We start from the raw sequence: 24320 nt of genomic DNA, 5'->3' as shown, positions 1-24320 counted from the left end.
GAACGCCTACCGACCGAGATGGAGCGTACTGGCGATACGGTCCACCGCCTGCTTCGCCTCGATGAGGCTCGCGCCAGTCTGGTTCCGGTAGGCGCGAACAGCGTGGATCGTCCGCCCGCCCTCCAGGTGCCGGACGACGTCCGGGTCCACGGGCTCGGCGATGCCGAGGTGATCCATTATCAGGTCGAGCTTGCGCTGGACGGCCGCGAGTTGGGTCGCCGAGCGGCGCCTATCCTGGGACATGGCCCCGAGCGCGACCCCCACCGACCCGATCACGGCGATGACGACAAACACTGCTTCCCACGGATCCACCGGCCCATCCAATCACCGCTACGCAACCGAGGGCACCGCCGAGGTCGCGTGGGTCCGGGCCGGAAGAGCCTGGAACTGAGGACGCCGTCGCGGTCAGCTCAAGGTGAGCGTGACGTCGTCGACGTCGAAGGCCGTGGCGCCGTTGCCGGCGGTCTCGCTGGCGAGGAAGCTGACCGTCGCGGTCCGCTCGGTCGTTGCCGTCCCGGTCGACATGGCGTACTGCCGCCACGGCGCCCCGCCGTCGAAGGCCAGCGAGAACCTCGTCTTCGGGGGTGTTCCGGTGACGGCCAGCCCGACGTTGAGGTAGTCGCCGCGGCTGGTCTCCGTGGTGGTGGTGCGGACCCAGAAGCGGACCGTCAGGGTGCAGCCGGCCGGCACCGTGGCGGTGGTGCGCAGCAGGTCACCACGCGTCACGTCCAGTCCGGCGAAGGTGGCGTACGCCTGACCGGTGAGTGCGGGCCGGGTCGCGTCGCCGAGCACGACGATGCGGGGGCCGGCGGTCCAGCCGGTGGTGCCGCTCTCGAACCCGGGGTTCGGGTGGATCTGCCCGGCGCAGGGCGCGTCGGCCGTGGGTCGGACGGGGGATGCGCCGGCCGTGGCCAGGAGCAACAGGGCCGCGGCCGAGGCGGTGGTGACGAGGGTCTTCATCAGTTCTCCCAGGACAAGAGATTTGAGATGGTCGATATCATCTGACCATGCGTCCTGCCCGTCGGCACGTCAAGGCCCTGGCGGCGCCGGCTCTGCTGCGGGCGGCGGGACGTCGTCCGGGCCGGTGTGACACCTGGCGGTCGGGCATGCTGTACGGATGCGACAGGTCACCGATCGCTGACCACACTGGCTGCCGTGCCGCACACCATCAACCACCGCGGTACGGGTGCGCCGTGCCCGATCTGCTGCTGGCCCGCTGGGGTACTGTCAGGCCAGCTCAGCGGACCGTGGGACGTCAGGGGAGAGGTCGGAATGCCGTCGCCCGCGGCGCCCCGGACCGCGTGACCGGAGGAGTCGGTGCCCAGATGACGGCAGGGCGGTCAATGCCCACCCAGGACGACGTGCTCGGATACTTCGACACACTGTCGAACTGGGGGCGGTGGGGCGACGACGACGAGCGCGGGACGCTCAACCACATCACCGACGACGTCCGGCTGGCGGCGGCGCGGGCCGTGCGCCACGGCAGGAGCGTGTCGTGCGCGTGGGAGGTCGCCGTCCCGGAGGACATGGAACGGGCGACGACGACGTGCCCGTGCGCCGCCGACATGCCGGGTGCCGAGAACATGCCGCCCCGCTTCCACGGTGACCGGCGCTGGGGCTTCTCGTCTGAGCGGCTCGGCATCACGTTCCACGGCAACACCCTCACCCACATCGACTCGCCGTGCCACCTCTTCTGGGACGGCGCCATGTACAACGGGCGGTCGCACTCGCTCGTCGACGCCGCGACGGGATCGGGGTGGGCGGCCGTCACGGCAGCGGCGGACGGGATCATCACGCGAGGTGTCCTGCTGGACATCGCGGGGGTCCGTGGTGTGCCGTGGTTGGAGCCGGGCGAGGGTGTGTTTCCCGAAGACCTGGAGGAGGCCGAGCGTCGCCAGGGTGTGCGGGTGCGACCCGGCGACGCGGTGCTCCTGCGGACCGGCTTCGGCCGCTTTCGGCACGAGACCGGTGCGGCCATCGGCCTCACCCAGGCCGGCTGGCATGCGTCCTGCCTGCCGTGGCTGCGGGAACGGCAGGTCGCGCTGATCGGCGCGGACACCCCCCAGGACGTTCAACCATCGGGGTACGACGGCGTACTGATGCCGGTTCACGCCGTGAGCCTCGTCGCGATGGGTCTGTGGCTGCTCGACAACTGCGACCTGGAGGCGTGCGCGGCAACGGCTGCCGAGCTCGACCAGTGGGACTTCCAGCTCGCGGTCGCGCCGGTCCGCTTCGCCGGTACGTCCGGCAGCCCGGTCAACCCGATCGCCACCTTCTGACCGCGCGTCCCGAGGGGGCTACGCGGTCATGGTCGGTGCGGTCCCGGCGGAGGCAGGGCACGCGTCGACGTAGGCCGCAGCGGATCACGTAGCGACGCAAGTCGATATTGCTGGAACGGCTGCGGGTGTGCTGGAATGGCTCTCATCGCCGCAGCACGGGGGCAACCGTGCTGGAAACCGGCAGCACGGGAGCAGCGCGCCGCATCGCCGGGCCGACGACGGGCAGGTGTCCGTCGTACGTGTCCCCGCCCCGTATTCCCACGACACCGAGACGCCGCCCTTCGCCATGTCGACGCACCGAGATCGACGACGAGGTGAGCAGGGTCGCGATGTCCGGTGGAGGCATTCCGGCCCTGCCCACACGGTAGAGGCCCAACGTCATGGAGGATGACTATGCGCCGTTTCCTCGCGGTGTGCACCGCCGCCCTGATCCTCGGCACCACGGCAGGCAGCATTCCGGCCGCCGCGTCCGGTGCCTCGTCGCGCTCGTGCACCCGTGGCCTGCTCTTCTGTGAGGACTTCGAGCGGTTGCCGAGCGGTGGTGCCAGCACGCTGGACTGGGGCGTCGACACGCGCAACGGCACGCTCACCGTCGAGCGTGCCCGCCACGGCAACCAGGTGCTGCACATCCACACGGTGGACAACGGGCGCGCCTTCCTGCGGGTCGACGATTTCGCCGCGCCGGGCAACCGTTTCTACGGCCGGATGCGGCTGCGCGTCGACGCCTTCCCCACCGCCCCCGACTGGGCGCACTTCACCCTGGTCGAGGCGACCGGCACCGGCAGCTCGGAGGTCGTCCGTCCGGTCGGCGGTCAGTACGCTCCCACGGTCCCTGGAGTCTTCTGGGGTGTGGGCGCCGACGGCGGCCCGACCGGCGACTGGACCAACTGGCGGGAGTCCGCCCCGGTCACGGAGGACACCTGGCAGTGCTTCGAGTGGAAACTCGACCCGACGGACAACCGCGTCACGGTGTGGATCGACGGCGTGGCGAACCCGGACCTGACCGCGTCCACGACCGAGCACGGCGGCAACGACGTGCCCTTCGTCCTGCCGACGGTGAACACGGTGAAGGTTGGCTGGCAGCTCTACCAGGGCGGCACCACGCCCGGCGAGTTCGACCTCTGGATCGACGACATCGCTCTCTCCACCAGGAGGCTCGGCTGCTGAGTGGTTCGGCCGTTGCGGCGGTCGGACGGCGCGAGGTGGGCGCTGCCTAGCCGGGTTTGACGCTGGCCAGTTGGACGAGCAGGTGCACCAGCCGGTACGCCTCGGCCACGTCAGCGGCGCGGAAGGCAACCGTCCGGCCGCCGCGCAGGCGGGTCACACCTGGCACCAGGAGCGCGAGGTCGACCATGTACGGGCCGTACAGGTCGACCTCGACGTCCAACGGCCCGGTCATCTTCGGCGCGGCGATCGACGCGCGCCGGGTGACCGCGTCGGCGGCAGCGCGGCGCAGCCGCTCCCGCGCCTCCTGCGGGTGCAGCGCCACCGCGGCGGCCTGACCCAGGGTCTGCTTGACGGCGACGGTGACCGCCGAGGGCACCAGTTCGCTGAACTCGGCGCAGGCGGTGTCATCCCCGCTGAGCAGGACGACAGGCACGTCCAGGTGTCCGGCCATTGCGGCGTTGAGGCCGATCTCGCCCAGGGACCGTCCGGCCACCCGCACGTCGAGGACGGCGTCACTGATCGTGTGCGCCAGAACGGCGGGCCCGGCGCCGGCCCGAGCGTGGTAGCCGACGAACAGGACAGCGTCGGTCTGCTCGTCCAGCCCGGCGAGCATGCCCAACGGGCGGGGCTTGCCCCGGACGAGGTGAGCACGCCTGTCGAGATCCTCCGGCAGGAGGTTCCGGAACGTGCCGTGTGCGTCGGCGACCCACACCACGGCATCGGGTTCGGCGTCGAACACACCAGCGATCACCGCGTTCGCCTCGGCCGTCATCAGGGCCCGGCCGCGCTCGTAGTCGTACCGATCCGGGTTCGTCTCGCTGGGATGCACGATCCCCGAGATGCCCTCCAGGTCCACCGAGATCAGCGCCTTCATGGTCCTGGGACCCTACGCCCTTCCGGCTCCATGGTCGACTGCACCACCACGCACCCAGTAGGCGTAGGGCACCGCGGCCACCTCCGTGCCGAACCCGGTACGGGCGTCCAGGGTGGTCACCGTCAACGACCCGGTGACCAGGTCTCCCACGGGTTCGTCCGCGCTGAAGAACACGGTGACCCGGCCGCTCTGCCCCGGCGCCAGCGTGAGCGGCGTGGTGGGCTCGGTCGACCCTTCGACCACTCGCCGCCAGTGACTGCCGGTGGACGAGGTGATCCGCCCGTCGAAGAGTCGGGTCAGGGCGGTCGCCGCGCAGTCCACCCGGGCCGGCGGCTGGGGTGCACCGCCGAACGGCCCGGCCCGGTTGGCGTTGCAGATCCAGGTCGTGGCCGACACCTCCGGCGACGAGACGAGCACCTCCGAGCGCCGGCCGGCGGTTCCGGCCAGGTCCGGGTCACCGACGTAGTAGCCGTTCTCGCCGTACGGCTGCGTGTCCAGCACGTGCGGCACCGTCGAGTCGGCCGACATCCGCAGCCGGGTCGTGCCGGTCGGCACCGCGAAGCGAGGGTAGACGTCGACGGCGGACACCGGTGTCTGATACGTGGCGGACGCCACCGGCCGCAACGGCACCTCGCCCATGGCGTCCAACCGGGCGTCCACGAGGTACGACGCCGGTGCCGTACCGGTGTTGGTGATGGTGAGGGTGGCCTCGGCCGGTCGACCCGCCGGCAGAGTGGCTCCCGCCGGCACGCCGCTGGCCACCACCGAGGCCGGGGCGAATCCCACCCGGCCGCGGAACGGCTGGCTGGTCCGGACCGTGGCGGTCGGTGCGGTGAGCACCAGCAGCACGGTCCATCGACCTGGCTGCGGGGCACGCCGGACCAGGTCCAACCGGGGCGACGCCGTGGCTCCGGCGGAGCGTGAGCTGCTGGCCGCGAGCGGCATTCCGGTCGGGTCGACGAGCAGGCCCCACACCTCCAGCCCCGGGTCGTCGCCGGCGTGCACCGACACGGCCAGCGCCGGCTTCCCGGCCGGTACGTCGAACTGGAAGCTGCGCCGCTGCCCGAGCAGCGCCCACCCGGCGAGGGCGCCGTTGCCCCCGGAGAAGGTGCCGCCGAAGCTGCCACCGGATGGACCGGTCGGCACCAGCGCCCGCAGTCCCAACGGAAGCGCCGCGTAACCCGTCGCGCCGGCGACGACGGTCACGGCTGCCGACGAGTCACCGGCCGTGGGTGGCAGGCGGACCGGCAGCCAGGCGGTCCGCGTACCGCCGGGCGGCACGACGACCGAGGGACCGCCGCGCGTGGTCAGCCGCAGCGCGGTGACGTCGTACCGAACCGCACCCACCGGCGGTGTCCCGTCGTCACGGGTCCAGATCGCCACGGTCCAGGGGCCCGGCTGCGGCCGGGCCACCGTCACCCGCCCGTACCCCCCATTGCCCAGCGGCAGTGAGTAACCGGCGAGCCGGCCGGCAGGGTCGAAGACGCTCACCGCGACCGGCGCGGTGTGCCCTCGGGGGTCCCAGGCCACCGCGGCCTGGATCTGGTCGGTCCCGCCGGGCACGGTGACCGGCACCCGGCGGGCGTTCGCCGGTACGCCGTCGGAGTCGACGAAGGCCGTCCCCGCCCCCGCGGCCGGCGTCACCTGGCCGGCGGCGAGGCTGCGGGCCGGCGCGGTGGAGCGCAGGCCGACGGTGACGCGACGGGCGCGCCCGCCCGGATTGGTGAGGTGCACGGCGACCGGCGTGGCCTGCCCTGGCGCGCCGGTGACGCTCGCCGTCGACGTGGCGACGAGCAGCCCCGCGACGGCCCCTGGGGCCGGCCGACCGGCGGCTCCGGCAGAGGCGTCGGCGGGCCGGGCGGCGGACTCCCGGTGGTCGGCCAGGGCGGCGGCCAGCCGCACCGCGGCGAGGGTGTCCACCCGCCCGGCACCCTGCTGACCGGCCGGCTGCCGCAGGTCGGTCGCCGAGCTCATGAGGATGCGTTTGACCTGCTCGGGGGTCGGGGTGCCGCCGGTGTGCCGGCGGACCGTCTGGATCACCAGCGCCGCCGCCCCGGCCACGAACGGCGCTGCCGCGCTGGTGCCGCCGAACAGGAAGAACGGGCTGGGGGTGCCGCCGTCGAAGAAGGAGACACAGCTCTGGTAGCGCGCGGTGTCGGTCGAGCAGGCAGCCCACCCGGTGTCGCCGGGCGCCACGAGGTCGACGGTGCGGGGTTCCTCCTGCGCCGTGCCGCCGGAGCTCAACGCGGACACCGAGTCGGACCGGTGGCCGCCGTCGCCGAGCGGCGACCCGCCGTACCCGAGCTGGCCGTAGGCGCGCAGCTGGGTGCTCGCGCCGACGGCGATGACGTCCGGGTCGCTGGCCGGCGAACCCAGGGTGTCGTCCGGCCCGGCATCCCCGGTTGCCACCACCACTGTCACTCCCGCCGCGACGGCGGCGTCGTTGGCCAGCCGCAGGGCGTTGGCGGCCGTGTCCGGATAGCCGTAGCCCACCAACGACTCGTTCAGCACGTCGACACGTTCGTGCAGCACCGCCCACTCGATGCCCTGCAGGACAACCGACGTGGGCGCCGCGACGTTGCTGAACACCTTGGCGACGTGCACGGTGGCGGCCGGTGCGACGCCGAGGATCCGCATCGGGCACGGTCCGTCGGGGCGGTGCGCCGGATGCGCGTACCGCCCGGCGTCGTAGACGCCGACGCCCTGGGCCGCCACGACGCTCGCGTCGCCGAAGGATTCCAGGATGTACGAGGGGGTGTCCAGGCCGTCGCCGGTGAAGTCGGCGTAGCCGGCCACGACCGATCGCCCGTCGCGGACGAACTCGGCCGCCGCCGGGTCGATCGCCCCGCCGAGCACGCCGACCCGCACCCCGGACCCGTCGGCCAGGTCGTGGGCGCCGGGCGAGCCGACGGTACGCGTCAACGCCAGCCCCTCCGGTTCGGTCAGCGGCGGCCCATCCGGGCCGGCACAGCCGCGAGCACCCGCCGCGGCCCCGCCAGCCGGTGGCGCGGGCCGGGTCGGGGCGACCGGTTGGCGCAGTCGCAGCGGGGCGTCGGGCAGGACGGCCCGCACCCCGGGTCGGGTCGCCAGCTCCGCGACGGCCCGCTCCGGCAGGGTCGTGGCGATGGCGTTCACCAGGCGGAAGGGCGCCACCCGGGTGGCCCCGACGCGGCGCAGGTCGGTGAGCATCGGCTGCTGGTCGGCGGTGATCCGGGCGGCCCGGTCGGCGAACAGTCGCCCGGGAGCCGTGTCGTGCTGGTCGGCGAGGACGACGATGACGGCCCGGACCGGTCCGGCGTCGACCACGGCCGGTGGGGTCATGGCGGCTACCGGTCCGGTGGCCAGGGTCGGCGTCAGGAGGGCGGCCAGCAGTCGGTGCGGGGCGGTCAGTGGCACGGTGGGCGTCCTCACGTGCTGGTGGTGGTGGGCTGCGGTGGACGAGCCGATCAGGCGGCGGTTCGACGTTCGGTGACGAGGACCCAGCCGAAGGTGGCGAGTTGCAGGGCGACGAGCGCGAGGAAGCCGACGCCGTTCCAGAAGGCGAGCCCGTCGACCGGGGCGTCGATCCCATCGACGGCCAGCCGGACCATCGTGACCATGGCGGGCGCCGTGAGGGCCAGCAGCGCTGCGGTCACGGCGAGCGAGCCCAGCAGGTAGAACGGCGCGTACCAGCGGATGATCCGCAGTTCCCGGGACGGCACACCACCGAGGTCGTGTCCGGGGTCGCGGCCGACCAGCCGCCGCAGCTGGTTGGCCAGCCACCGCCGGGTGTCACCCATCAGGTCGCCCAGCCGCAGCCAGTTGCCCAGCACGTAGTAGATGTCGGTGCGCATGAACACCAGAAACTGGTAGACCACCGACAGCGTGAGCGTGTAGACGACGCCGCGCACCAGCCGCTCGTGCATCCCTGCGAGTTGCAGCACCAGGCAGACCGACATGAGCAGCAGGTCCCAGGTCAGCCCGGCCAGGTACGGGGCGTAACGGCGCCGCCGGGGCACGGACCGGACGGCTGACATCTCGGTCTGCGCCACCAGGAACCACAGCCTTCGGCTGATGGAGAGCCGTCCGGTGACGCCCAGCGCCCGCACGGTGGCCGCGTGCGCCAACTCGTGCAGCAGCACCAGCATCCAGGCCACCATCGCGACGACCAGGGCGTTGGCCAGCACCCCGTCCAGCAGGAACGCGTCGGCCGGGGTGGGCCGCAGCGAGGGTACGAGCACCAGCAGCACCGGCACGGTCAGCCAACCGCCGACGTAGAGCAGCCGCATCGGCGGCGCGAGCAGCCAGGACACCCGGTGCGGCGGCAGGTTCGCCAGCACCGCTATTCCCCGGCGGTCCGCGGTCGCGCCGGTCGCCGGCGCGCCTGCTTCACCCGTCGTGGCGTCCACGCGCAGGAAGCCGCAGGACGCGATGCCGTCGAGGAAGTCGGCGAGGTCCGGCTCGGTGCCGTACCGGTCGGCGAACCGCCGACGGACCTCGCCGAGCGGTAGTCCCGCGCCGAGCCACCGGACGAGGTCGACGCCCTCGGCCGGCAGCTCGACGAAGTCACCGGTGTCGACCCGGCCGACCTCGCACACACCGTCCTCGCTCTCGCCGATGTGCAGCGGATACAGCCGGACGACCGCGGTGTCGGTGAGCGCGCTGGTCACGTCGCGGACCCGGACGCGACGGTGGCCCGCAGGTCGCCGGGGCGGGGGACCCGACCATCCGGGCCGCAGGCGGCGCAGTCGTCGAGCAGCGTGCCCTCGGCGAACTGCGTCTCCATCCGGTGCACGTCGACGACGAGCTTCCGGCCGACGATGACCGGTTCCGCCATGCCGGTGAGGTACTTGACGGCCTCCAGGGCGGCCAGGTTGCCGATCATCCCGGCCATCGGCGCGTTGCACGGATTGATGGTCCGGTCGCCGATCACCCCGACCACGTACTCGGCCATCGGCGTGTACTCCGGATGGTTGGCCGCGGCGTCCTGCTCGACGCACTGGAAGCAGGCGGTCTGGTGGGGCACGTGCAGGAAGAGGCTGACCGTGAGCCCGTCGTTGGAACCGCGCATCCACGCGGTGCCCTCCCGCAGGGCAGCCTCGTTCAGCCACTGGTAGAGCGTGAGTCGGGGCCGGTCCGCGGCGCAGATCACCAGGTCTCGGCCGGTCATGGCGGCGCGGGCGGCCTCCACCCCGTCGACCCGCGCGTTGCGCGCGCTGATGTTGACGTGCGGGTTGATCTCGGCCAGCCGGCGGACGGCGGCGGTCACCTTGGGCTGTCCGACGTCGGCGTCGGTGTAGAGCACCTGGCGGTTGAGGTTCATCAGTTCCACGTCGTCGTCGTCGACGAGCAGGATGTCGCCGACCCCGATGGCGGCCAGGCTCATGGCCACGTACGACCCGAGGCCGCCGATCCCGAGCACCGTGACCCGGGCGTCGCGCAGGCGGAGCTGGAAGTCGGCCGCGGTCAGCGGCGGCTTGTGGAAGTAGGAGAAGAACTCCAGGTTGCGCCGATACCGCTCGCGTTCCACGGCGGGCAGCCGGGCCGGCGGGGGCACGGCGGCGTCCTCCACGAAGCCCATGCCGATCAGCGCGTCGACGGAGTCGTCGACGTCGACGGCGGTGATGCCCGGATCGTGCTCCGCCATCGCCTCCGCCAGTTCCTGCCGGGTCCGGGTGCCGTCCAGCAGGTTCAACAGGTGCCAGGTGTTGCCGCGCTCGTCGTCGACCATCTCCGAGGCGATGCCGTAGTCGCCGCCGCCGATGCGGATGCGGCCGTCGCCCAGCGGGATGGGTGGGAACACGCTCTTGATTCGGGGTCGCCTCATCCGTACTCACTCCTTCGGGTGCTCAGGTCGTCGTGGCGGTCCTGGTCACCGCCCGGACGGGCGGTGACCAGGACACTCGGGTCAGCAGTCCGTGCAGGGGCTGCAAGCGCAGATGACAGTGGTCTCGATCTTCTCGAGACGACGGATCTGGATCTTCATGGCGACACCTCCCTCCCGGGTTCTCCGACCGGCCCGGCCGTGACCGGCGGAGTCCGCCGGTGCCCGGACCAGCACCTCGGTGAAGTCTCTGGCGGGCCGCCGGGCCGTGGGGAAATCCCGGACGATCCCGGACGGCCACCACGGGTGGCTCCGGTTCCCTCGGCGGATCAAGGACAGATCAGGTGACGCTGCCGGACCGCAGGGGTCTAGTAGGAGCACAAGCCCGAGATCAGGACCGTCCAGGAGCCGCCGTGACCGAGTCGCTGTCGAGTGGAGGCGGTGTGGCTCCGCCGGATCCCGGACCTGCCGACTCACTGGACGAGGTGGCCCAACGACTACGGATGTTGAAGGTCTGGGCTGGTGACCCGTCCTACGACACGATCAAGACTCGGATCAACGCGGCCGGGAAGGCCACCGGCCGGACCGGTGGTGTGCTGGCCCGCAGGACGACCGTCGCCGACTGCTTCAAGGGCGGGCGAAGGCGGCTCAACACCGATCTGGTGATCGCCGTTGTCGAAGCGCTGCATCCGGACGTCGGGTACGTGGCGCAGTGGCGGCAGGCGCTTCGAGTCGTCGGCGGGGAGGCCCGGGCGGCAGCGCAGGTACGGGTGCAGGACAACCTGCCGCAGGACCTCGTCGGCTTCGTCGGTCGTACCGCCGCGCTGAACCGGCTCCGGCGGGAGCTGCGCAGGGGCGACCTGGACGGCGGGCCGGTCGTGCTGGCGATCCAGGGCATGGCGGGCGTCGGCAAGACCCAACTCGCCATCCACGCCGCGCATGCCCTGCACCGGCGGAAACCGTTCGACCGGATCCTCTTCGTCAACCTGCGCGGATTCCACCCCGACCCCGGTCAACCGCCGGCCGATCCGGCCTCGGTCCTGGAGGGCTTCCTGCGCCTGCTCGGCGTCGCCGGCCAGCAGATCCCGTACGACCTGCCTGCCCGGGTTGCCGCCTACCGCCGCCTCCTGGTCGGCACCCGCACTCTGGTGGTGCTGGACAACGCCGGCGACGCCGAACAGGCCCGCCCGCTGCTGCCCGGCATCCCGGGCTGTCCGGTGCTGATCACCAGCCGACGCGACCTCAGCGAACTACCACACGCCACGCTGCTCACCGTGGGCCTGTTCACTGCGGACGAGTCGGCCGCGCTGCTCGCCGGGGGTGGCCCGCCCCTGCCCGGCGGTCCCGACCCGAACGCGGTGGCCCGGATCGCGCAGCGGTGCGGCCACCTCCCCCTTGCGCTCGGGCTGGTCAACGCGCACCTCAGAAGCACCTCCGGCTGGACCCTCACCGATCACGCCGACCGGCTCGACGAGCGTCACCACCAGCGGCGTCTCGACGTCAGCGTGGAGCTCGCGTTCGACCTCTCCTACCGGGAGTTGCCCACCGAGCGGCGACGGCTGCTGCGTCTCGTGGCGGCACACCCCGGGGATGATTTCGACGCCCGGGCCGTCGCCGCCCTCACCGGCGTCCGCCCGTCCGACGCGGAGGTCCACCTGCGCCACCTCCACCGGGACCACCTGCTGCAACAGGTCGCCCCCGGCCGGTACGCCCTGCACGACCTCGTTCGCGCGTACGCCGCCAGCCGGTGCGGTGACGAGGACCCACCACCCGAACGGCGGGCCGCCCTGACCCGCCTGTTCGACTACTACGTGGCCACCGCCGCCGCGGCCATGGACGTCCTGTACCCGGCCGGGGCGCACCGCGAGGCGTCATCCGGTGGCGCGCCGTTCGCGGCGCCGCTCGACTCGGACACCGCCCGCGGCTGGCTGGACACCGAACGCCCGGCTCTGGTCGCCGTCGCCGCGCACACCGCCGCCCACGGCTGGCCAGCCCACACCACCCGACTGTCGGCCAGTCTGTTCCAGTACCTGCACGGTGGGTATCCCACTGACGCCCTGGCCATCCACGAGCACGCGCGTACCGCCGCCCGCCGTGCCGGTGACTCAGCCGGACAGGCCCACGCCTCGACCAGCCTCGGCGCCACCTACGCGCAACTCGGCCGGTACGGGCCGGCCACCGAGCACCTCCAGCAGGGCCGGAGCCTGTTTCGACGGGTCGGCGACCAGGTCGGTGAAGCCCGCGCGCTTGTCAACGTCGGTGTGATCGAGTCGCAGCTCGGCCGCAACCGGTCCGCCGCTGCCAGCTACCGTCAGGCCCTGGCCCTGTTCCGGCAGGCCGGCCACCACGCCGGGGAGGCACACGCGCTGAACAACCTCGGTGAGGTCGAAGCGCAACTGGGTCGGTACGGGCTGGCCGCCGAGCACGTGCAACGGTCCCTGATCCTGTTCCAGCGACTCGGCGGCCGTACCGGCGAAGCCTGGACACTGAACACCCTCGGCGACATCGAGATCCGGCTGGGTCGGCACCGGGCCGCCGGGATCCATCTGGAGCGGGCCCTGGCCATGTACCGCCAGCTCGGCAATCACACGGGTGCGGCGTGGACGCTGAACAGCCTCGGCACGCTGCACACCCGTCTCGGCCAGACCAGCTGCCATCACCAGCAGTCGCTGGACATCTTCCGCGAGACCGGCGAACGGTACGGGGAGGCCAGCGCGCTCAACGGGATCGCCGAGGCGGCTCGCGTCACGGGCAACGCCGCCGACGCCCTCGCCCACCACAGCGCGGCACACGTGATCGTCGTCGAGATCGGCGCGTATCACGAGCATGCCCGTACCCACGCCGGCCTCGGTCACGTCCACCGCGCTCTCGGGGCTCCCACCTCCGCCCGTGACCACTTCCAGCGGGCGCTCACCCTCTACACCGACCTCGACATGCCCGAGGCCGAAGAGATTCGTGCCCACCTCACCTCCCCCGACAGCGAGGGCGTCGGGCACGGGAGCCCGGACCTGACGGGACAGCTCCTGGTGAGCACCGTGAGCTGCCGTTGATCACCGCGGCGTGGCCGGCGAGGTGAACGACCGGCCACCGCCGCGGCGGGCGTCAATCGGGTACGCCGTCGGGCCGCGGACCGAGCTGGCTGATCTCGTACCCGTCGGGGTAGCTCTTGGTGGTGATCCCGTCGGCGAACAACGCCGTCGTCCGGGGCGCTCCGAACCACCGCTGCGCCCTCGCGCGCGTCTTCAACGCGACGTGCAGGCCAGCCCGGACCGCCCACGGTGGCGCGTCAACCCGCATCGCGCGGCGGAGCGGCGCATCGTACATCGCACTGACCAGCGCGTTTCCCAGCGGTGCGAGCGGCCGGGGGATCCGGGTGAGCATCAGCATCCGGGTGGCCCGCTCGATGACCGCCGCGTCGTCGTTGGGCTGGAGGTGAGTCGCGTCGTGGGCGTCGAACCAGGTCTCGAACTCGTCGTACGACCCGGGGATGTCCGTGATCCCCATCCGCCGACCCAGCTCCCGGTAGAACAGGTACGTGGCCTGCCGCTCGTGGCAGCAGGGCGGGCGCCAGCCGTACGCCTGCAACCACCGGGTCGGAACCACCACGAGGCAACCCAGGACGTAGCGAAAGTCGTCGTTGCTGATGTCGTACGGGCGGTGGATCTGGTTGACGCGCCGCAACGCGTCCCGACCCCGAGGCTGCTCGAACCCGTTGAGCACCATCTCGTACATCAGCAGGCCGGTGTCGTCGATCCGCTTCTGGGTGCGTTCGGTCAGCTCACCGGTGGTCGTGTGCACGGCGGCCATGGCGGGGATGGAGAAGGACCTGTTGAAGGCCAGGTTGAGCCCGAGCTTCAGGTCCCACGGAAACTCGAGACGCAGCATGGTCTGGTAGATGTCCAGGTAGTCGCGCTCCGGGTCCAGAGCACGGGTATGGGTCAGGTTCGCGTAGCGGCCTCTCATCGGTGGGCGTCTCCAGTGGTGAGCTTGTCGGTCGCGGCGAGCGTCTGCGCCACCACCGGCGAGTGGGCGTAGGCGTCGGTGACGAGCGTCAGCCAGGCCACCTCGCCGGCGTAACCATCGTCGGGGCGGTGCAACTCGTCCGCGGGGTGCGGAGTGGCGGCCACGAGACCTGAGCCGTGCCGACGCAGCGCGCAGGCCAGGTGTGTCGCCTCGACGGCCGCCTGCCGCTCCCGCGTGGTCAGTCCGGCCTGCTCGGCGAACTGCTCCGCCAGCGCCGTCACACCGACGTCGCTGTACGGGCGCAGCGCCAGGCGGCCGTCGCGGATCTCGGCCACCCGGCGGGTCAGCGCGTAGTCGATGTCGCGCACCGCCGTGAGGGGCCGGCGTAGGGCGCTGTCGAGTTCCAGTTCGGGCAGGGCCGCGATGAGGTCCCGCCAGAGCGGTTCCAGCCGCCGGTAGGAGCGGAAGTCCTCCCACCGTCGCGTGATCCGCAGGGTGGGTCCCCATGCCGGCATGGTGAGGCCGATCGTGATGAGCAGCGCGCCGATGGTCACCAGGACTGCGGCGATCTGCCGCTCGCCGGTGGGTTGGTAGCCGGCCCAGTAGGCGATGAGGTACACGATCTTGTTGGTGCTGTAGAGCAGCGCGAAGGCCGCCCCCACCGCGGTGATGCGCAGGCCGCGCCGCAGCCAGGGTCGACCGCAGATCTTCGCGAAGCCCCAGCACAGCCGGGTGATGTCGAAGCAGTAGGCGAAGAAGCCGAGCATCAGGAAGATCAGCAGGTAGGCGGTCACGACGGGGTCGGTCGCGTACTCGACGGTCAGGAGCACCGGGTCGTCGTAGCCGAGGGTGTAGGCGAAGAGGCCGGCCATGACGAGGAACGCGAGCCCGGTGACCCACACCCACACGCGGGCCCGGGCGGCGGCCTTCGTCGGGGGGAGCGCGAGGTGCAGGAGCATGATCTCGGCATTGGCGGAAATGGTCAGCGCGCAACCGTGAGAGATGACCTTGGCCAGGTTGGGCAGGCCGGACGCCTGATCAATCGCGGTCGCGATCGGTGGGATGGCGGCGGTGATCCCGGCGGCGAACGCCCCGAGGCCCACACAGATCGCACGGCGGGCACGGCTCGGGTGCCGGCGCTGGAGTCGCACCATGTAGCCGACGGCGATCCAGCCGGCCACGGCGCACACGGTGTACAGGGCGGTGTCCATCGTCGTGCCCTACCAGTGCGGGTGCTCGAGTGAGTGCCGCAACCGGCCGTACAGCTCGGCGTCCTGGCTGTCCAGCGGCTCGTCGTCCACGTCGCCGCGCCCGCCACGGAGCCGCCGCAGGAGCACCGAGCCGATCATCTCCGCCTCGCGTTCCTCGGCCGCGGCGTAGTTGCTGCGGCCGAGGCTGCGCTGGACCAGCTGCGGGTCGAGATCCGGCAGCAACAGTCGGGACGCGTTCGCGTCCAGTACCTCGGTCGCCTGGTGACCGGCGAGCAGGTGACCCAGCTCGTGGCCGATGATCAGCTGTTGGTGCAGCGGCGAGGTGTCCTGCTCGAAGAAGATGGCGTCGAAGTCGCCGGTCGGGACGCACATTCCGCACACCGTCTGCGCCGGCAGCTTGATCGGCACCAGGTGGATGGGCCGGCCGCGGCGTTCGCCGAGCGCGTCGCACAGTGTCTGGATGTCGAATGGCTCCGGCACCTCGAGCTCGGCGACGATCCGCTCGCAGCGCTTGCGCAATCGGTACAACTTCACGTCAGCGTTCCCCTGCTCGTCGACGTACTCCCACCGAAGGATGTGCACCACTATCTGCGCTCGCCGGGCGCGGATCCGTTTGCGGCAGCATTCTCGGCCACGGCCCGCAGGCGCACCACCATCTGCTCGATGAGCTGGGTGTCGGTCGCGGAGAGCCCGTTGTCGGCGAGCACCTGGCGCAGCGCCACCTGCTTGACGTCCATCCGACGCAGCTCGTTGAGGAGCGTGATCTGGTCCTGTATCCGCCGGGCCGCCGCGTCGTCGACGAAGTAGCCCGAGTTCACGCCGAAGGCGGCGGCCAGGGCGCGCACGTGCGAGGTGCGGGGATCACGTGCCACACCGCGCCGCAACTCTCCGATGTAGGCGGCGCTGATCGTGACGCCCGTCTCGGCCGCGGCGTCGTTGATCCTGTCGGCGATCTCTTTGTTGGTGTATTTGCGACCGGGCTCGTCGGAGTCACTGAGCTCATCCCGGGTGGGGCGGATCTCGTCGAACAGGTATTCGAGCCTCGCGGCCAGCGTGTCGAGGGGCGGCAACTCCCGCTCTGCGTGTCGATCGTCGGCCATGATTCTTCACCCTCCAGGCACCGAAACGACAGTGTCGCAGATGCATGCCGTTACAAAACAGATGTTGACACGTGCACGGAACGTGAGCGTATGCTCGCTCCTGTTTGGAGCAACGCGTGTTGAGCGCTCAGCCAAAATGCTCAACACCCGTTGCGTGGCGGGCGAACCCGAGGTCCGCCAGCCGAACGGGGAGGAGCCGTGGGAGGGGTCAGCTCCGCGAGGAGCAGGACGGGGGGACTCCTCCTGCAGCACTGCTGACGCGGCTCGCCGGTGGCGGAGGGGCGGACGCCACCGGCACCCGCACCCCCGGACGCCGGCCAGCTCATCCTGCTGCCGTGGCGTCAGATCCAACTCCAGGGACGGATCGCGGTCCGAGCCCGTCGGCGCCACCGGGTCCGGCGCGGGTGGAGGAACATCCCGATGTCCTCCAGGGCATCCTCGGCGGTGCCACTGATGTGGGGCAGTGCGAGCGCTCGGCGCAGGGCGGCGACCACCCGGCGTTCGTCCAGTCGACGATAGACCCTCGCGAGATGCCCGAGACACGTAGCGGCGAGGGCGCTGGCCTCGTGATCCTCGTGTTCGAGCAGCCGAAGATGCAGCTCCTGCGCCTCCCGCCAGTCTCCGTCGCCGTACAGCGCGGTGCCGACCATGGCGGCCAGCGCGGCGGGCAGATCACCACGGTCGAACGCGGCGTACACCTCGGCCGGTGTCGACGGCGGCGGATTGAGGAAGACGCGTTGCTCATCGGCCACCGCGACATCCTCCTACGTCCGCGCCGGGCGAGGCGGCCCGAGTCGATGGCCGGCCCAGCCGGGGCGTCGGGTTGTCGGAGGGTGCCATCAGGATGTGGGTCATGAGTTCACAGCTGGGCACGGTCGTGGTCACGGGTGCGGCAGGTCGGATCGGCTCCGCGGTCCGCCAACAGCTACGTGGCGATGTTCGCGAACTCGTGCTGGTCGACCGGGTTGCGGTGCATCCACTAGCACCGACAGAGCGGGCGCTTCAACTGGATCTGGCGGACCTGGACGCTGTCGTCGCGGCCCTGGCGGGGGCGGACGCCGTGGTGCATCTGGCCGGGCTCCCGGATGAGGCGCCCCTGGCCGACCTGCTGGACAGCAACGTGTTGGGCGCCTACCACGTTCTGGAGGCGGCCCGCCGGCAAGAGGTCGGGCGAGTGGTGCTGGCCAGCAGCAACCGTGTCACCGGGTTCTACCGGGTCGGGCAGGTCGTCGCACCGGACGCGCCGGTTCGGCCGGACGGGTTCTACGGGGTGAGCAAGGTCGCCGTGGAAGCGCTCGGACGCCTGTACGCCGACAAGTTCGGGGTTTCGGTGGTTTGCCTGCGCATCGGCAGTTTCGAGGACGAGCCGGCCGAGACCCGGTATCTGGCCACCTGGTTGAGCCCACGCGACGGCTGTGGCTTCATTCGCGCGGCCATCACCGCGCCCGACGTCCACTTCGCGACCGCCTACGCCGTTTCCGCCAACACCCGCGGGTTCTGGGACACCACCGCCGGAGCGCGGCTTGGCTATCTGCCGGTGGACAACGCGGAGAGTTTCGCCGATCAGGTGCCCGGTTCGGATGCGCCGATCGACGTGGCCGCCTTTCAGGGCGGTGCCTACACCAGCGCCGAATACTCCCTCCGCCACGTCGCGTCGTCCCCTGCCACGGGTGCGTACGATCAGCCGTCGTGAAGCTGGGCCGGTTCGGCCGACAGGTCACCAACCGTCCGTGCTCTCCGGCCGCGCCTGTTTCGCCCTGGCCTCGGTGAACGGGTCGAGATCCTGCAACGCGTCCTCCAGGTGCGCGACCGCGGCGATCGCGACGGTGTCGACACCGGCCCCGGTCAGGGCGACGATGCGTCGGGCGAGCCGGATCGCGTCATCCGGGCTGGCGGCCTGAAACAGCAGCGGCACCAGGACGCGGACGGCCGCGCACCGGCCGTCGACGTCCTCCAGCAGGCGGGGATGGCGCTCGACGAGTCGGGTGAGGCGGTGGTCGAGCACCGCGTCCAGCATGGGCCGGGCCCGCCGCCGCAGGGCGGCCCGCAGCTGAGCCCTGCCGTTCGGCCGGCGGAGCAGGTCGGCCGGGTCGGCGCCGGCGGCGAACTCGGCCACCAGCAGCGGGCCGGGCAGGGGCCGCTGCCGCAGCAGGCGCCAGGCCCGGTCCACGGCGCGGGAGCCCGCTTGGTCCGCGTCGAAAGCCGCCACGATGCCCTGCGCGGCGCCGGGCAGATTCCGCAGTGTCGCGGCCTGGTCGTCGGTCAGTGTGGTGCCGCAGGGCGCGAGGGCGACCGCCCCCGAGGCCCCCGACCGGGAGTAGGACAGCCACACCGCGAGGACGTCGGCCGGCCCTTCGACCAGGACCGGTGTCCATCGCGCGCTGAGACGCTCCTGCTGCTCGGCGATGCCGAACAGCAGGTGGCCCTTGTCGTAGATCGCGGTCCGAGGGCTGTTGATGTACTTGGGTACGCGCACCACCGAAGCAGGGCGGCATCGGCCGAGGAACGCCACGGCCTGCCCGGCGGGATTCCGCACGGGGAACATGATCCGGTCGCGGAAGACGTCGATCAGCCGGTTCGGGTCGGACCGGGTGCGCTGTGCCAGGCCAGCACTGACCAACTCCTTCGCCGTGAAGCCGGCGGTGAGCAGGTGGTCGGTCAGCGAACTCCACTCGGGTGGGGCGTATCCGACCCGCCACGGCCACTCCCGTCGCACGAGGACACCGAGGCCGCGTTGGGCGAGATAGGCGCGCGGGCCGTCGGTCTGTCTCAGTTGGGCGCGGTAGTACGTCACCGCGGCCTCGACGGCCGCCAGCAGCCGCGCGAACTCGGGACCGCTGCCGGGTACCGGGGGATGATGGGATTGAGGAGCACCCATGGCCCACCTCCGGCATCCACGCTAGCGTCAACCGGTCCTCGCTCGCCACGACCGCTGTGCGAGGCCTCCCGCGCGACGAGGTCACGGCGAGCGCGGTCTACTGCCGCTGGGGCACCCCGCCGGCCCAGAGCGCGGTGACGAAGTCGTCGGCGCTGATGCTCGTCGGTCGGTCGCTGACCTGGCCGTCGCCAAGTTCGATCACCCGCCAGACGCCGTCGTCGCGACGGGCGAGGTCGATGGTGACGAACGGCAGGTCGAGGGCGGCGACCAGGGGAGTGAGCGTGGTGAGGTCCAGGCCGGTGGGTGGGAGGTCGTCGGGGGTGTCGGGGTGAGCGCCGACGAGTACGCAGGCGCCCCCGATCCACCAGGTGCGTGCCTCGGCGGTGGTGAGGCGCTCGAAGGCGCGCAGGACGAAGCCGCCGGTGAAGTCGTCAGCGCGGAGTTCCCGGAATCGGGTGGCGACCTGCCAGGCGGCCTCGGGGTCGGTGAGGTCGGGGATGAACGCTGCCTCGTGCCAGTGGTGTTTCATCGACTTCGTGTAGTCGCGCAGCACGGCGGCGCCGCCACCGAGCCTGGTCCGGGCCTGGTCGAAGGCGGTCCGCTCCGCGCCTGTCGTCCAGGTGGAGGTGGGGGTGACCGCGGCGAGGCCGTCGTACCAGCCGGGAAGTTCGTGGGCGCGGCGGTACTGCTCCGCGCTGGTGCGCAGGGTCACGTCCCGGGCGGTGAGGGCGTCGGCGAAGCCCGCGTACCTGTCGCTGTGGAGCATCCACCCGCGGTAGACGGCGACGCCGCCGGCGGGCACGGCCGTGACCGCGGCCTGCGCATCGTCGCGGGCCACCGCGTCGTGGTCGACCACCGCGACGTCGATCCCGGCGGCGCGAGCCGCGTGCGCCTCGGGCGCGAAGTGGTCGTCGGGCCGGCGCGGCCGGAGGGGGTGCGCGGGGACCAGCAACATCATCCGGGCATCCTGCCGCAGCCACCACAATGAACGACACCCGATATTCGATCGGCATCACTGCGTGGCACCCCCCGACCGACCCACAAACCACACGCGCTCTGGGGCACAATTGCCGGATGATGCCCCCGAACTGCCTGGTCTGTGAATCGACCGGCAGCGCGACCGAATTCACTGTGGTGTACTTCGCCGTGAACGCTCAGGAGGAAGCAGGGTTGGCGGCCCGCGCGGCCGCAAGTTGGGTCGGCCACCCGGAAAACGCCTACTGGTTCTGCGCCGAGCACCTCCATCTCGGCACGGACCGCGAGGCGATGCACTGGCGCGAAGCCGTTGCCGAAATCATGGCCATCTCCACCAGACGAACACGTCTCCCACCCCAACGGTAGATGTCAGGAGTCCATCGGCCGAGTCCTGGGCAGTCAGGAACGGCGGCTGGCCCGCACGACGACGTCGTGGATCGAGACTGCGTGGCCGCCGTGCCCCGGCATGGCCCGGTGTGACTCCCGAGCCGTCACGACCTCCCAGACGAGCGGGTCGAGGCGCGCGGTGATGTCGGCGGCGGTCACCGAGGCCGAGGCGGGCGGCTCGGATTCATCGTGCCCATGCCCAGCGCCGGAGGCGTGATCCTGGTGGTGGAGGTGGCCGACGATGAGCAGGGTGCCGGCGGGGGCGACCCAGGACGCGATGCGGTCGTAGAAGTCCAACTGCGGTATCGCGGGATGCGCGTAGTGGGTGGTCACCAGGTCGTACCGTGTGTCCGGCTGCCACCTGGACAGGTCCGCCTCGACCCAGCGCACCCGGGCGGCGACGCCGCTGGCGGCGGCGCGCTCGGCCGCGCGGGAGAGTGCTGCGGTGGCGATGTCCGCCGCGGTGACCTGCCAGCCTTCGGTGGCGAGCCAGATGGCCTCGGCCCCGCCGCCGCAGCCCACGTCGAGGGCCGTTCCGGGCGGAAGGTCGCTGACCTCCCGCACCAGGTGCGGATTGGGTGGGCTGGTGGCCATGGCGGTGGCACGATCGCCGTCCCAGATCTGGTCCCAGTACTCCTTGTCGAACGAGTGCGTCATCGCGCGTCTCCCTTGGTGGTGTGGCCGGCGTGGCCGCAGCCGCTCAACAGTGACCAGGAGCGGACGGATCCGCAAAACTTTTTGCCAAATGGCAAACTGGGGCCATGGACGAGTCAACGGACCGCACCCTCGACGCCGTCGGGCCGCGGCTCAAGCAGCTGCGGCAGCGCCGCGACATCACGCTGACCGACCTCGCCGCGGAGACCGGCATCTCGACAAGCACCCTCTCCCGGCTCGAGGCCGGCCTCCGGCGTCCCACCCTCGAACAGTTGCTGCCCCTGGCCCGCGCGTACGGCGTCACCCTGGACGAACTCGTCGACGCGCCGCCGACCGGCGACCCACGCATCAACATGCGTCCGCTGCCCACGAGCGACGGCTCCACGATCCTGCCGCTGACCCGCCGGCCCGGAGGCATCCAGGCCTACAAGTTCGTCCTCCCCGCCGGGCGCGACGACGCCGAACCCGACCTGCGCACCCACGAGGGCTACGACTGGGCGTTCGTCCTCAACGGCCGACTTCGACTCGTGCTCGGCGAGCACGACCTCATCCTCGAACCGGGCGAGGCCGCCGAGTTCGACACCCGCACCCCGCACTGGTTCGGCGCCACCAGCTCAGGACCCGTGGAGTTCCTCAGCCTCGTCGGCAAACAGGGTGAGCGCGCACACGTCCGCGCCGCCCCCCAGCGGCACGAATCCAGTTAGCGACGCGTCCGCCGGCGTCCGCCGGCAACCAGCGCGGCGGGGCTGGTGGGCTCCGGGCGAGGGCGAACACCGCGATGCCGGGGTCCGGTTCACGCCACGTCACGCGGCGGACGACCGGGGTGTCACGCGTCGCGGCGACGGAACGTCAGCGCGGCCAGCGTGAGAGCGGAGACCGTCCATACGATCGTGGCGGCGGCGCCGTGCGGCGGGTCGAGGGCGGCCGTGTCCGGCAGGTAGGCGGCGCTGGCGGGGGATCCGGCCCGCAGCAGCGGGCCGGCGACGAAGTACAGACCGAGCAGCGCTATCGCGGCGGGCACGGCACGGCGGACGACGGTGGCGACTGCCGCCGCCAGCAGTGTGGTGAGCGTCAGGTACGCGGCCGCGGCGGGTATCCGGGCCGCCTCCCCGGCCGGCAGGGAACTGGTGGCCGCCGTCGCGGTGGCCACCGGGAGCGTCAGAGCAGCCAGCGCGAGGGCTTTCGCCGCCTGTAGTGGCAGACGGCGGGGCATCGCGAGCAGCGTGGTCCGGATCTGGTCGCCCTCCTGGTACTCGGACGTGGCGGCCAGCAGGCCGAGCACCAGGAAACCGGCCTGGGTGTAGCCGAGTGGGGCCAGGGCGGCGTCGCCGAGCTTCCCGCCGGAGGACTCGGCGGACGCGTACGCGTACGTCAGCAGGACGGTGGCGGCCCAGGTCAGCAGCGCGGTCCGCCGCAACGACGGCAGGGTCAGCAGTTTCCGCAGTTCGGCGCGGACGGTGTTCACGCGTCGCGCCGCTGGAACAGGACGGCGCCGACCGCGAGCAACGCGGCGATCCAGGCCGTCATCACCAGACCGGCGGTCACCGGAGGAACCTCGACGGGGAAGTCCGACCCGCGGATGAACATCTGCGCTCCGACGATGTCCGGCAGGTAGGAGGCGAGGTCGGTGACCTTTGTCAGCAGGTACGACACGGACACGACGGAGCTGTTGATGATCAGCAGGGTCAGCGGCACGATGCCGTTGCGGGTGATCAGCGTGATCGCGTACGCGAGGAGCGCGGTGAGCGTCCAGTAGAGGATCGCGGCGGCGACTCGCGCCGGAGCGGGTATCGGCACATGTTCGCCGTGCAGCGCCTGGGTGAGGGTGAGGGTGGCGGCGGTCGTGACAGCTGCCTGTGTCGCGACGACGAGCACCAGCGCGACAGTCTTCGCCGCGAGCAGCCGCAGCCGGTGGGGGACCGCGGCGAGCGTGGCGGTGAGCTGGCGGGCACCGGGGGCGTCCCGACTGGTGGACGTGTATTCGCTGCTCACCACGATGACGCCGAGGACCATCGGACCGATGAGGCCGATACCCAGGTCGCGCAGGCCCAGGTCGGATGTGTCGGTGAGCGTGCCGGCGGCGATCGCGCGGCGGGTGTACGGCGCGTTCAGCAGGACGACCACCGGTGCGACAAGTGTGCCCAGCACCAGACCGACCCAGGCGGTGGGCAGGCCGAGCAGCTTGCGGAGTTCGGCGCGGACCAGGTTCACCACGGGCCACCCGCCTCGGTGGCGGTCAGCGCGAAGAAGGCGTCTTCCAGGGTGCGGTGACCGCCGGTGACGTCGGCGAGTCTGCCGTGCGTCACGATCCGACCCTTGTCGATCACGACGACGTCGTCGGCGGTCTCCGCCAACTCGCCCATCAGGTGGCTGGACAGCAGGACGGTGCGGCCCTGTGCGGCGCTGTCGCGCAGGAATCCGCGCATCCAGCGGATCCCGGCCGGGTCGAGCCCGTTGACCGGCTCGTCCAGGACCAGCACCTCCGGGTCACCGAGCAGCGCGGTGGCGAGCCCGAGCCGGCGGCTCATGCCGAGGGAGAAGCGGCCGGCCCGCTTGCGCGCGTCGCCGGTCAGGCCCACGGTCTCAAGCACCTCGTCGGCGCGGGAGTCCGGGAGGCCGTTGCTGGCGGCCACCCAGCGCAGGTGGGCACGGGCCGTGCGAGCCCGGTGCGCGCCACTGCCGTCGAGGAGGGCACCGACAGTCGTCAGCGGGCGGTCCAGTGTCCGGTACGGGCGTCCGCGGATCAGCGCGGTCCCGCTCTGCGGCCTGTCCAGGCCGAGCAGGATCCGCAGCGTCGACGTCTTGCCGGCTCCGTTCGGCCCGAGGAAGCCGGTGACCCGGCCGGGTCGGGCCTCGAAGGTGACGTCGTGCAGGATCCGCGTCCCGTTCTTGGTCTTACTGAGGCGATCAATCGTGATCATGGGTCGAGTCAACAGGTGCTCAGGCCCGCACACATCGGACCGTCCTCGGATCCCGCCGGCCCGGTCGGTCCACGGACCGTCAGACCCTGGTCTGAGAACTACAGTCGG

Annotated in this window: 23 protein-coding genes; 6 read left to right on the top strand and 17 right to left on the bottom strand. The window is 71.7% G+C overall.

The genetic code is table 11. The features are described 5' to 3' along the window. Nucleotides 1-6 precede the first annotated feature (6 nt). Nucleotides 7-312: a hypothetical protein gene (locus AB0C01_RS06005; RefSeq protein WP_357570384.1), complete on the bottom strand. Its 306-nt coding sequence runs from the start codon at nt 310-312 to the stop codon at nt 7-9. 93 nt (nt 313-405) lie between these two features. Beyond that, on the bottom strand, nt 406-960 hold the full coding sequence (locus tag AB0C01_RS06000; RefSeq protein WP_357240045.1) for a hypothetical protein: 555 nt from the start codon (nt 958-960) through the stop codon (nt 406-408). A 383-nt stretch (nt 961-1343) separates the two neighbouring features. Here AB0C01_RS06000 and AB0C01_RS05995 point away from each other — a divergent pair, with 383 nt between their 5' ends. Then, a complete protein-coding gene (locus tag AB0C01_RS05995; protein WP_357570383.1) occupies nt 1344-2279 on the top strand; it encodes a cyclase family protein in 936 nt (311 codons plus the stop codon). Between the two features lie 387 nt (nt 2280-2666). Further along, on the top strand, nt 2667-3446 hold the full coding sequence (locus AB0C01_RS05990) for a hypothetical protein (RefSeq protein WP_357240039.1): 780 nt from the start codon (nt 2667-2669) through the stop codon (nt 3444-3446). Nucleotides 3447-3492: 46 nt separating this feature from the next. Here AB0C01_RS05990 and AB0C01_RS05985 read toward each other — a convergent pair whose 3' ends face one another. From AB0C01_RS05985 to AB0C01_RS05970, 4 genes are read right to left on the bottom strand one after another with little or no spacing between them, the layout of a single operon-like run. Next, the gene (locus AB0C01_RS05985) at nt 3493-4320 is read right to left on the bottom strand and encodes a M55 family metallopeptidase (protein WP_357570382.1); all 828 of its coding nucleotides are present in this window, start codon (nt 4318-4320) and stop codon (nt 3493-3495) included. 12 nt (nt 4321-4332) lie between these two features. After that, nucleotides 4333-7731 carry a S8 family serine peptidase gene (locus tag AB0C01_RS05980; protein WP_357570381.1) on the bottom strand — a complete coding sequence of 1133 codons (3399 nt, stop codon included), beginning with the start codon at nt 7729-7731 and terminating at the stop codon, nt 4333-4335. Between the two features lie 35 nt (nt 7732-7766). Continuing rightward, complete coding sequence (locus AB0C01_RS05975; RefSeq protein ID WP_357240031.1) at nt 7767-8969, bottom strand: hypothetical protein; 1203 nt, start codon at nt 8967-8969, stop codon at nt 7767-7769. Further along, complete coding sequence (locus AB0C01_RS05970; protein ID WP_357240028.1) at nt 8966-10126, bottom strand: ThiF family adenylyltransferase; 1161 nt, start codon at nt 10124-10126, stop codon at nt 8966-8968. Before AB0C01_RS05970 ends, AB0C01_RS05975 begins: the two co-directional genes overlap by 4 nt. 410 nt (nt 10127-10536) lie before the next feature. Between AB0C01_RS05970 and AB0C01_RS05965 the strand changes: the two genes are divergently transcribed. Next, complete coding sequence (locus AB0C01_RS05965; protein ID WP_357240025.1) at nt 10537-13173, top strand: tetratricopeptide repeat protein; 2637 nt, start codon at nt 10537-10539, stop codon at nt 13171-13173. A 52-nt stretch (nt 13174-13225) separates the two neighbouring features. On the opposite strand, the gene AB0C01_RS05960 is transcribed toward AB0C01_RS05965, so the two are convergent. From AB0C01_RS05960 to AB0C01_RS05940, 5 genes are all read right to left on the bottom strand, one after another. Beyond that, nucleotides 13226-14086 carry an oxygenase MpaB family protein gene (locus AB0C01_RS05960; protein ID WP_357240022.1) on the bottom strand — a complete coding sequence of 287 codons (861 nt, stop codon included), beginning with the start codon at nt 14084-14086 and terminating at the stop codon, nt 13226-13228. After that, nucleotides 14083-15297 (bottom strand): MAB_1171c family putative transporter, encoded by a 1215-nt coding sequence (locus AB0C01_RS05955; protein WP_357570380.1) that lies wholly within the window; start codon nt 15295-15297, stop codon nt 14083-14085. Before AB0C01_RS05955 ends, AB0C01_RS05960 begins: the two co-directional genes overlap by 4 nt. 9 nt (nt 15298-15306) lie before the next feature. Then, the gene (locus AB0C01_RS05950; RefSeq protein ID WP_357240016.1) at nt 15307-15831 is read right to left on the bottom strand and encodes a hypothetical protein; all 525 of its coding nucleotides are present in this window, start codon (nt 15829-15831) and stop codon (nt 15307-15309) included. A gap of 50 nt (nt 15832-15881) precedes the next feature. Further along, nucleotides 15882-16397 (bottom strand): hypothetical protein, encoded by a 516-nt coding sequence (locus AB0C01_RS05945; protein WP_357240013.1) that lies wholly within the window; start codon nt 16395-16397, stop codon nt 15882-15884. 341 nt (nt 16398-16738) lie between these two features. Continuing rightward, nucleotides 16739-17149, bottom strand: coding sequence for a hypothetical protein (locus AB0C01_RS05940; protein ID WP_357570379.1), 411 nt, complete (start codon nt 17147-17149; stop codon nt 16739-16741). Nucleotides 17150-17274: 125 nt separating this feature from the next. Here AB0C01_RS05940 and AB0C01_RS05935 point away from each other — a divergent pair, with 125 nt between their 5' ends. Then, a complete protein-coding gene (locus AB0C01_RS05935; protein ID WP_357240007.1) occupies nt 17275-18090 on the top strand; it encodes an NAD(P)-dependent oxidoreductase in 816 nt (271 codons plus the stop codon). Nucleotides 18091-18114: 24 nt separating this feature from the next. On the opposite strand, the gene AB0C01_RS05930 is transcribed toward AB0C01_RS05935, so the two are convergent. Together AB0C01_RS05930 and AB0C01_RS05925 are read right to left on the bottom strand one after the other, a co-directional pair. Next, entirely contained in the window at nt 18115-19275 is a 1161-nt protein-coding gene (locus AB0C01_RS05930; RefSeq protein ID WP_357570378.1) for a toprim domain-containing protein, read from the bottom strand. 97 nt (nt 19276-19372) lie between these two features. Beyond that, a complete protein-coding gene (locus tag AB0C01_RS05925; RefSeq protein WP_357570377.1) occupies nt 19373-20233 on the bottom strand; it encodes an ATP-grasp domain-containing protein in 861 nt (286 codons plus the stop codon). 116 nt (nt 20234-20349) lie between these two features. Here AB0C01_RS05925 and AB0C01_RS05920 point away from each other — a divergent pair, with 116 nt between their 5' ends. Next, nucleotides 20350-20616, top strand: coding sequence for a hypothetical protein (locus AB0C01_RS05920; RefSeq protein ID WP_357570376.1), 267 nt, complete (start codon nt 20350-20352; stop codon nt 20614-20616). 33 nt (nt 20617-20649) lie between these two features. Here AB0C01_RS05920 and AB0C01_RS05915 read toward each other — a convergent pair whose 3' ends face one another. Continuing rightward, complete coding sequence (locus AB0C01_RS05915) at nt 20650-21294, bottom strand: class I SAM-dependent methyltransferase (RefSeq protein WP_357570375.1); 645 nt, start codon at nt 21292-21294, stop codon at nt 20650-20652. Nucleotides 21295-21398: 104 nt separating this feature from the next. Here AB0C01_RS05915 and AB0C01_RS05910 point away from each other — a divergent pair, with 104 nt between their 5' ends. Continuing rightward, complete coding sequence (locus AB0C01_RS05910) at nt 21399-21995, top strand: XRE family transcriptional regulator (protein ID WP_357570374.1); 597 nt, start codon at nt 21399-21401, stop codon at nt 21993-21995. 122 nt (nt 21996-22117) lie between these two features. On the opposite strand, the gene AB0C01_RS05905 is transcribed toward AB0C01_RS05910, so the two are convergent. The 3 genes from AB0C01_RS05905 to AB0C01_RS05895 are packed head-to-tail and all read right to left on the bottom strand — an operon-like array spanning nt 22118 to nt 24212. Continuing rightward, the gene (locus tag AB0C01_RS05905; RefSeq protein WP_357239990.1) at nt 22118-22756 is read right to left on the bottom strand and encodes a hypothetical protein; all 639 of its coding nucleotides are present in this window, start codon (nt 22754-22756) and stop codon (nt 22118-22120) included. Continuing rightward, nucleotides 22753-23502, bottom strand: a complete 750-nt coding sequence (locus AB0C01_RS05900) for a hypothetical protein (protein ID WP_357239988.1) — start codon at nt 23500-23502, stop codon at nt 22753-22755. Before AB0C01_RS05900 ends, AB0C01_RS05905 begins: the two co-directional genes overlap by 4 nt. Beyond that, complete coding sequence (locus AB0C01_RS05895) at nt 23499-24212, bottom strand: ATP-binding cassette domain-containing protein (RefSeq protein WP_357570373.1); 714 nt, start codon at nt 24210-24212, stop codon at nt 23499-23501. Before AB0C01_RS05895 ends, AB0C01_RS05900 begins: the two co-directional genes overlap by 4 nt. Between the last annotated feature and the right edge of the window lie 108 nt (nt 24213-24320).

This window comes from Micromonospora sp. NPDC048905 (genome assembly GCF_040649655.1).
Lineage (GTDB): Bacteria > Actinomycetota > Actinomycetes > Mycobacteriales > Micromonosporaceae > Micromonospora.
The sequence above is the reverse complement of the archived record's forward strand: the minus strand, read 5'-3'. Positions and strand labels throughout refer to the sequence as shown.

Coding starts and splice junctions, on each gene's coding strand:
- AB0C01_RS05920 (WP_357570376.1), top strand. CDS start 20,350: ATGATGCCCCCGAACTGCCTGGTCTGTGAATCGACCGGCAGCGCGACC.
- AB0C01_RS05990 (WP_357240039.1), top strand. CDS start 2,667: ATGACTATGCGCCGTTTCCTCGCGGTGTGCACCGCCGCCCTGATCCTC.
- AB0C01_RS06000 (WP_357240045.1), bottom strand. CDS start 960: ATGAAGACCCTCGTCACCACCGCCTCGGCCGCGGCCCTGTTGCTCCTG.
- AB0C01_RS05985 (WP_357570382.1), bottom strand. CDS start 4,320: ATGAAGGCGCTGATCTCGGTGGACCTGGAGGGCATCTCGGGGATCGTG.
- AB0C01_RS05910 (WP_357570374.1), top strand. CDS start 21,399: ATGGACGAGTCAACGGACCGCACCCTCGACGCCGTCGGGCCGCGGCTC.
- AB0C01_RS05925 (WP_357570377.1), bottom strand. CDS start 20,233: ATGATGTTGCTGGTCCCCGCGCACCCCCTCCGGCCGCGCCGGCCCGAC.
- AB0C01_RS05930 (WP_357570378.1), bottom strand. CDS start 19,275: ATGGGTGCTCCTCAATCCCATCATCCCCCGGTACCCGGCAGCGGTCCC.
- AB0C01_RS05960 (WP_357240022.1), bottom strand. CDS start 14,086: ATGAGAGGCCGCTACGCGAACCTGACCCATACCCGTGCTCTGGACCCG.
- AB0C01_RS05915 (WP_357570375.1), bottom strand. CDS start 21,294: ATGACGCACTCGTTCGACAAGGAGTACTGGGACCAGATCTGGGACGGC.
- AB0C01_RS05995 (WP_357570383.1), top strand. CDS start 1,344: ATGCCCACCCAGGACGACGTGCTCGGATACTTCGACACACTGTCGAAC.
- AB0C01_RS05895 (WP_357570373.1), bottom strand. CDS start 24,212: ATGATCACGATTGATCGCCTCAGTAAGACCAAGAACGGGACGCGGATC.
- AB0C01_RS05955 (WP_357570380.1), bottom strand. CDS start 15,297: ATGGACACCGCCCTGTACACCGTGTGCGCCGTGGCCGGCTGGATCGCC.
- AB0C01_RS05970 (WP_357240028.1), bottom strand. CDS start 10,126: ATGAGGCGACCCCGAATCAAGAGCGTGTTCCCACCCATCCCGCTGGGC.
- AB0C01_RS05945 (WP_357240013.1), bottom strand. CDS start 16,397: ATGGCCGACGATCGACACGCAGAGCGGGAGTTGCCGCCCCTCGACACG.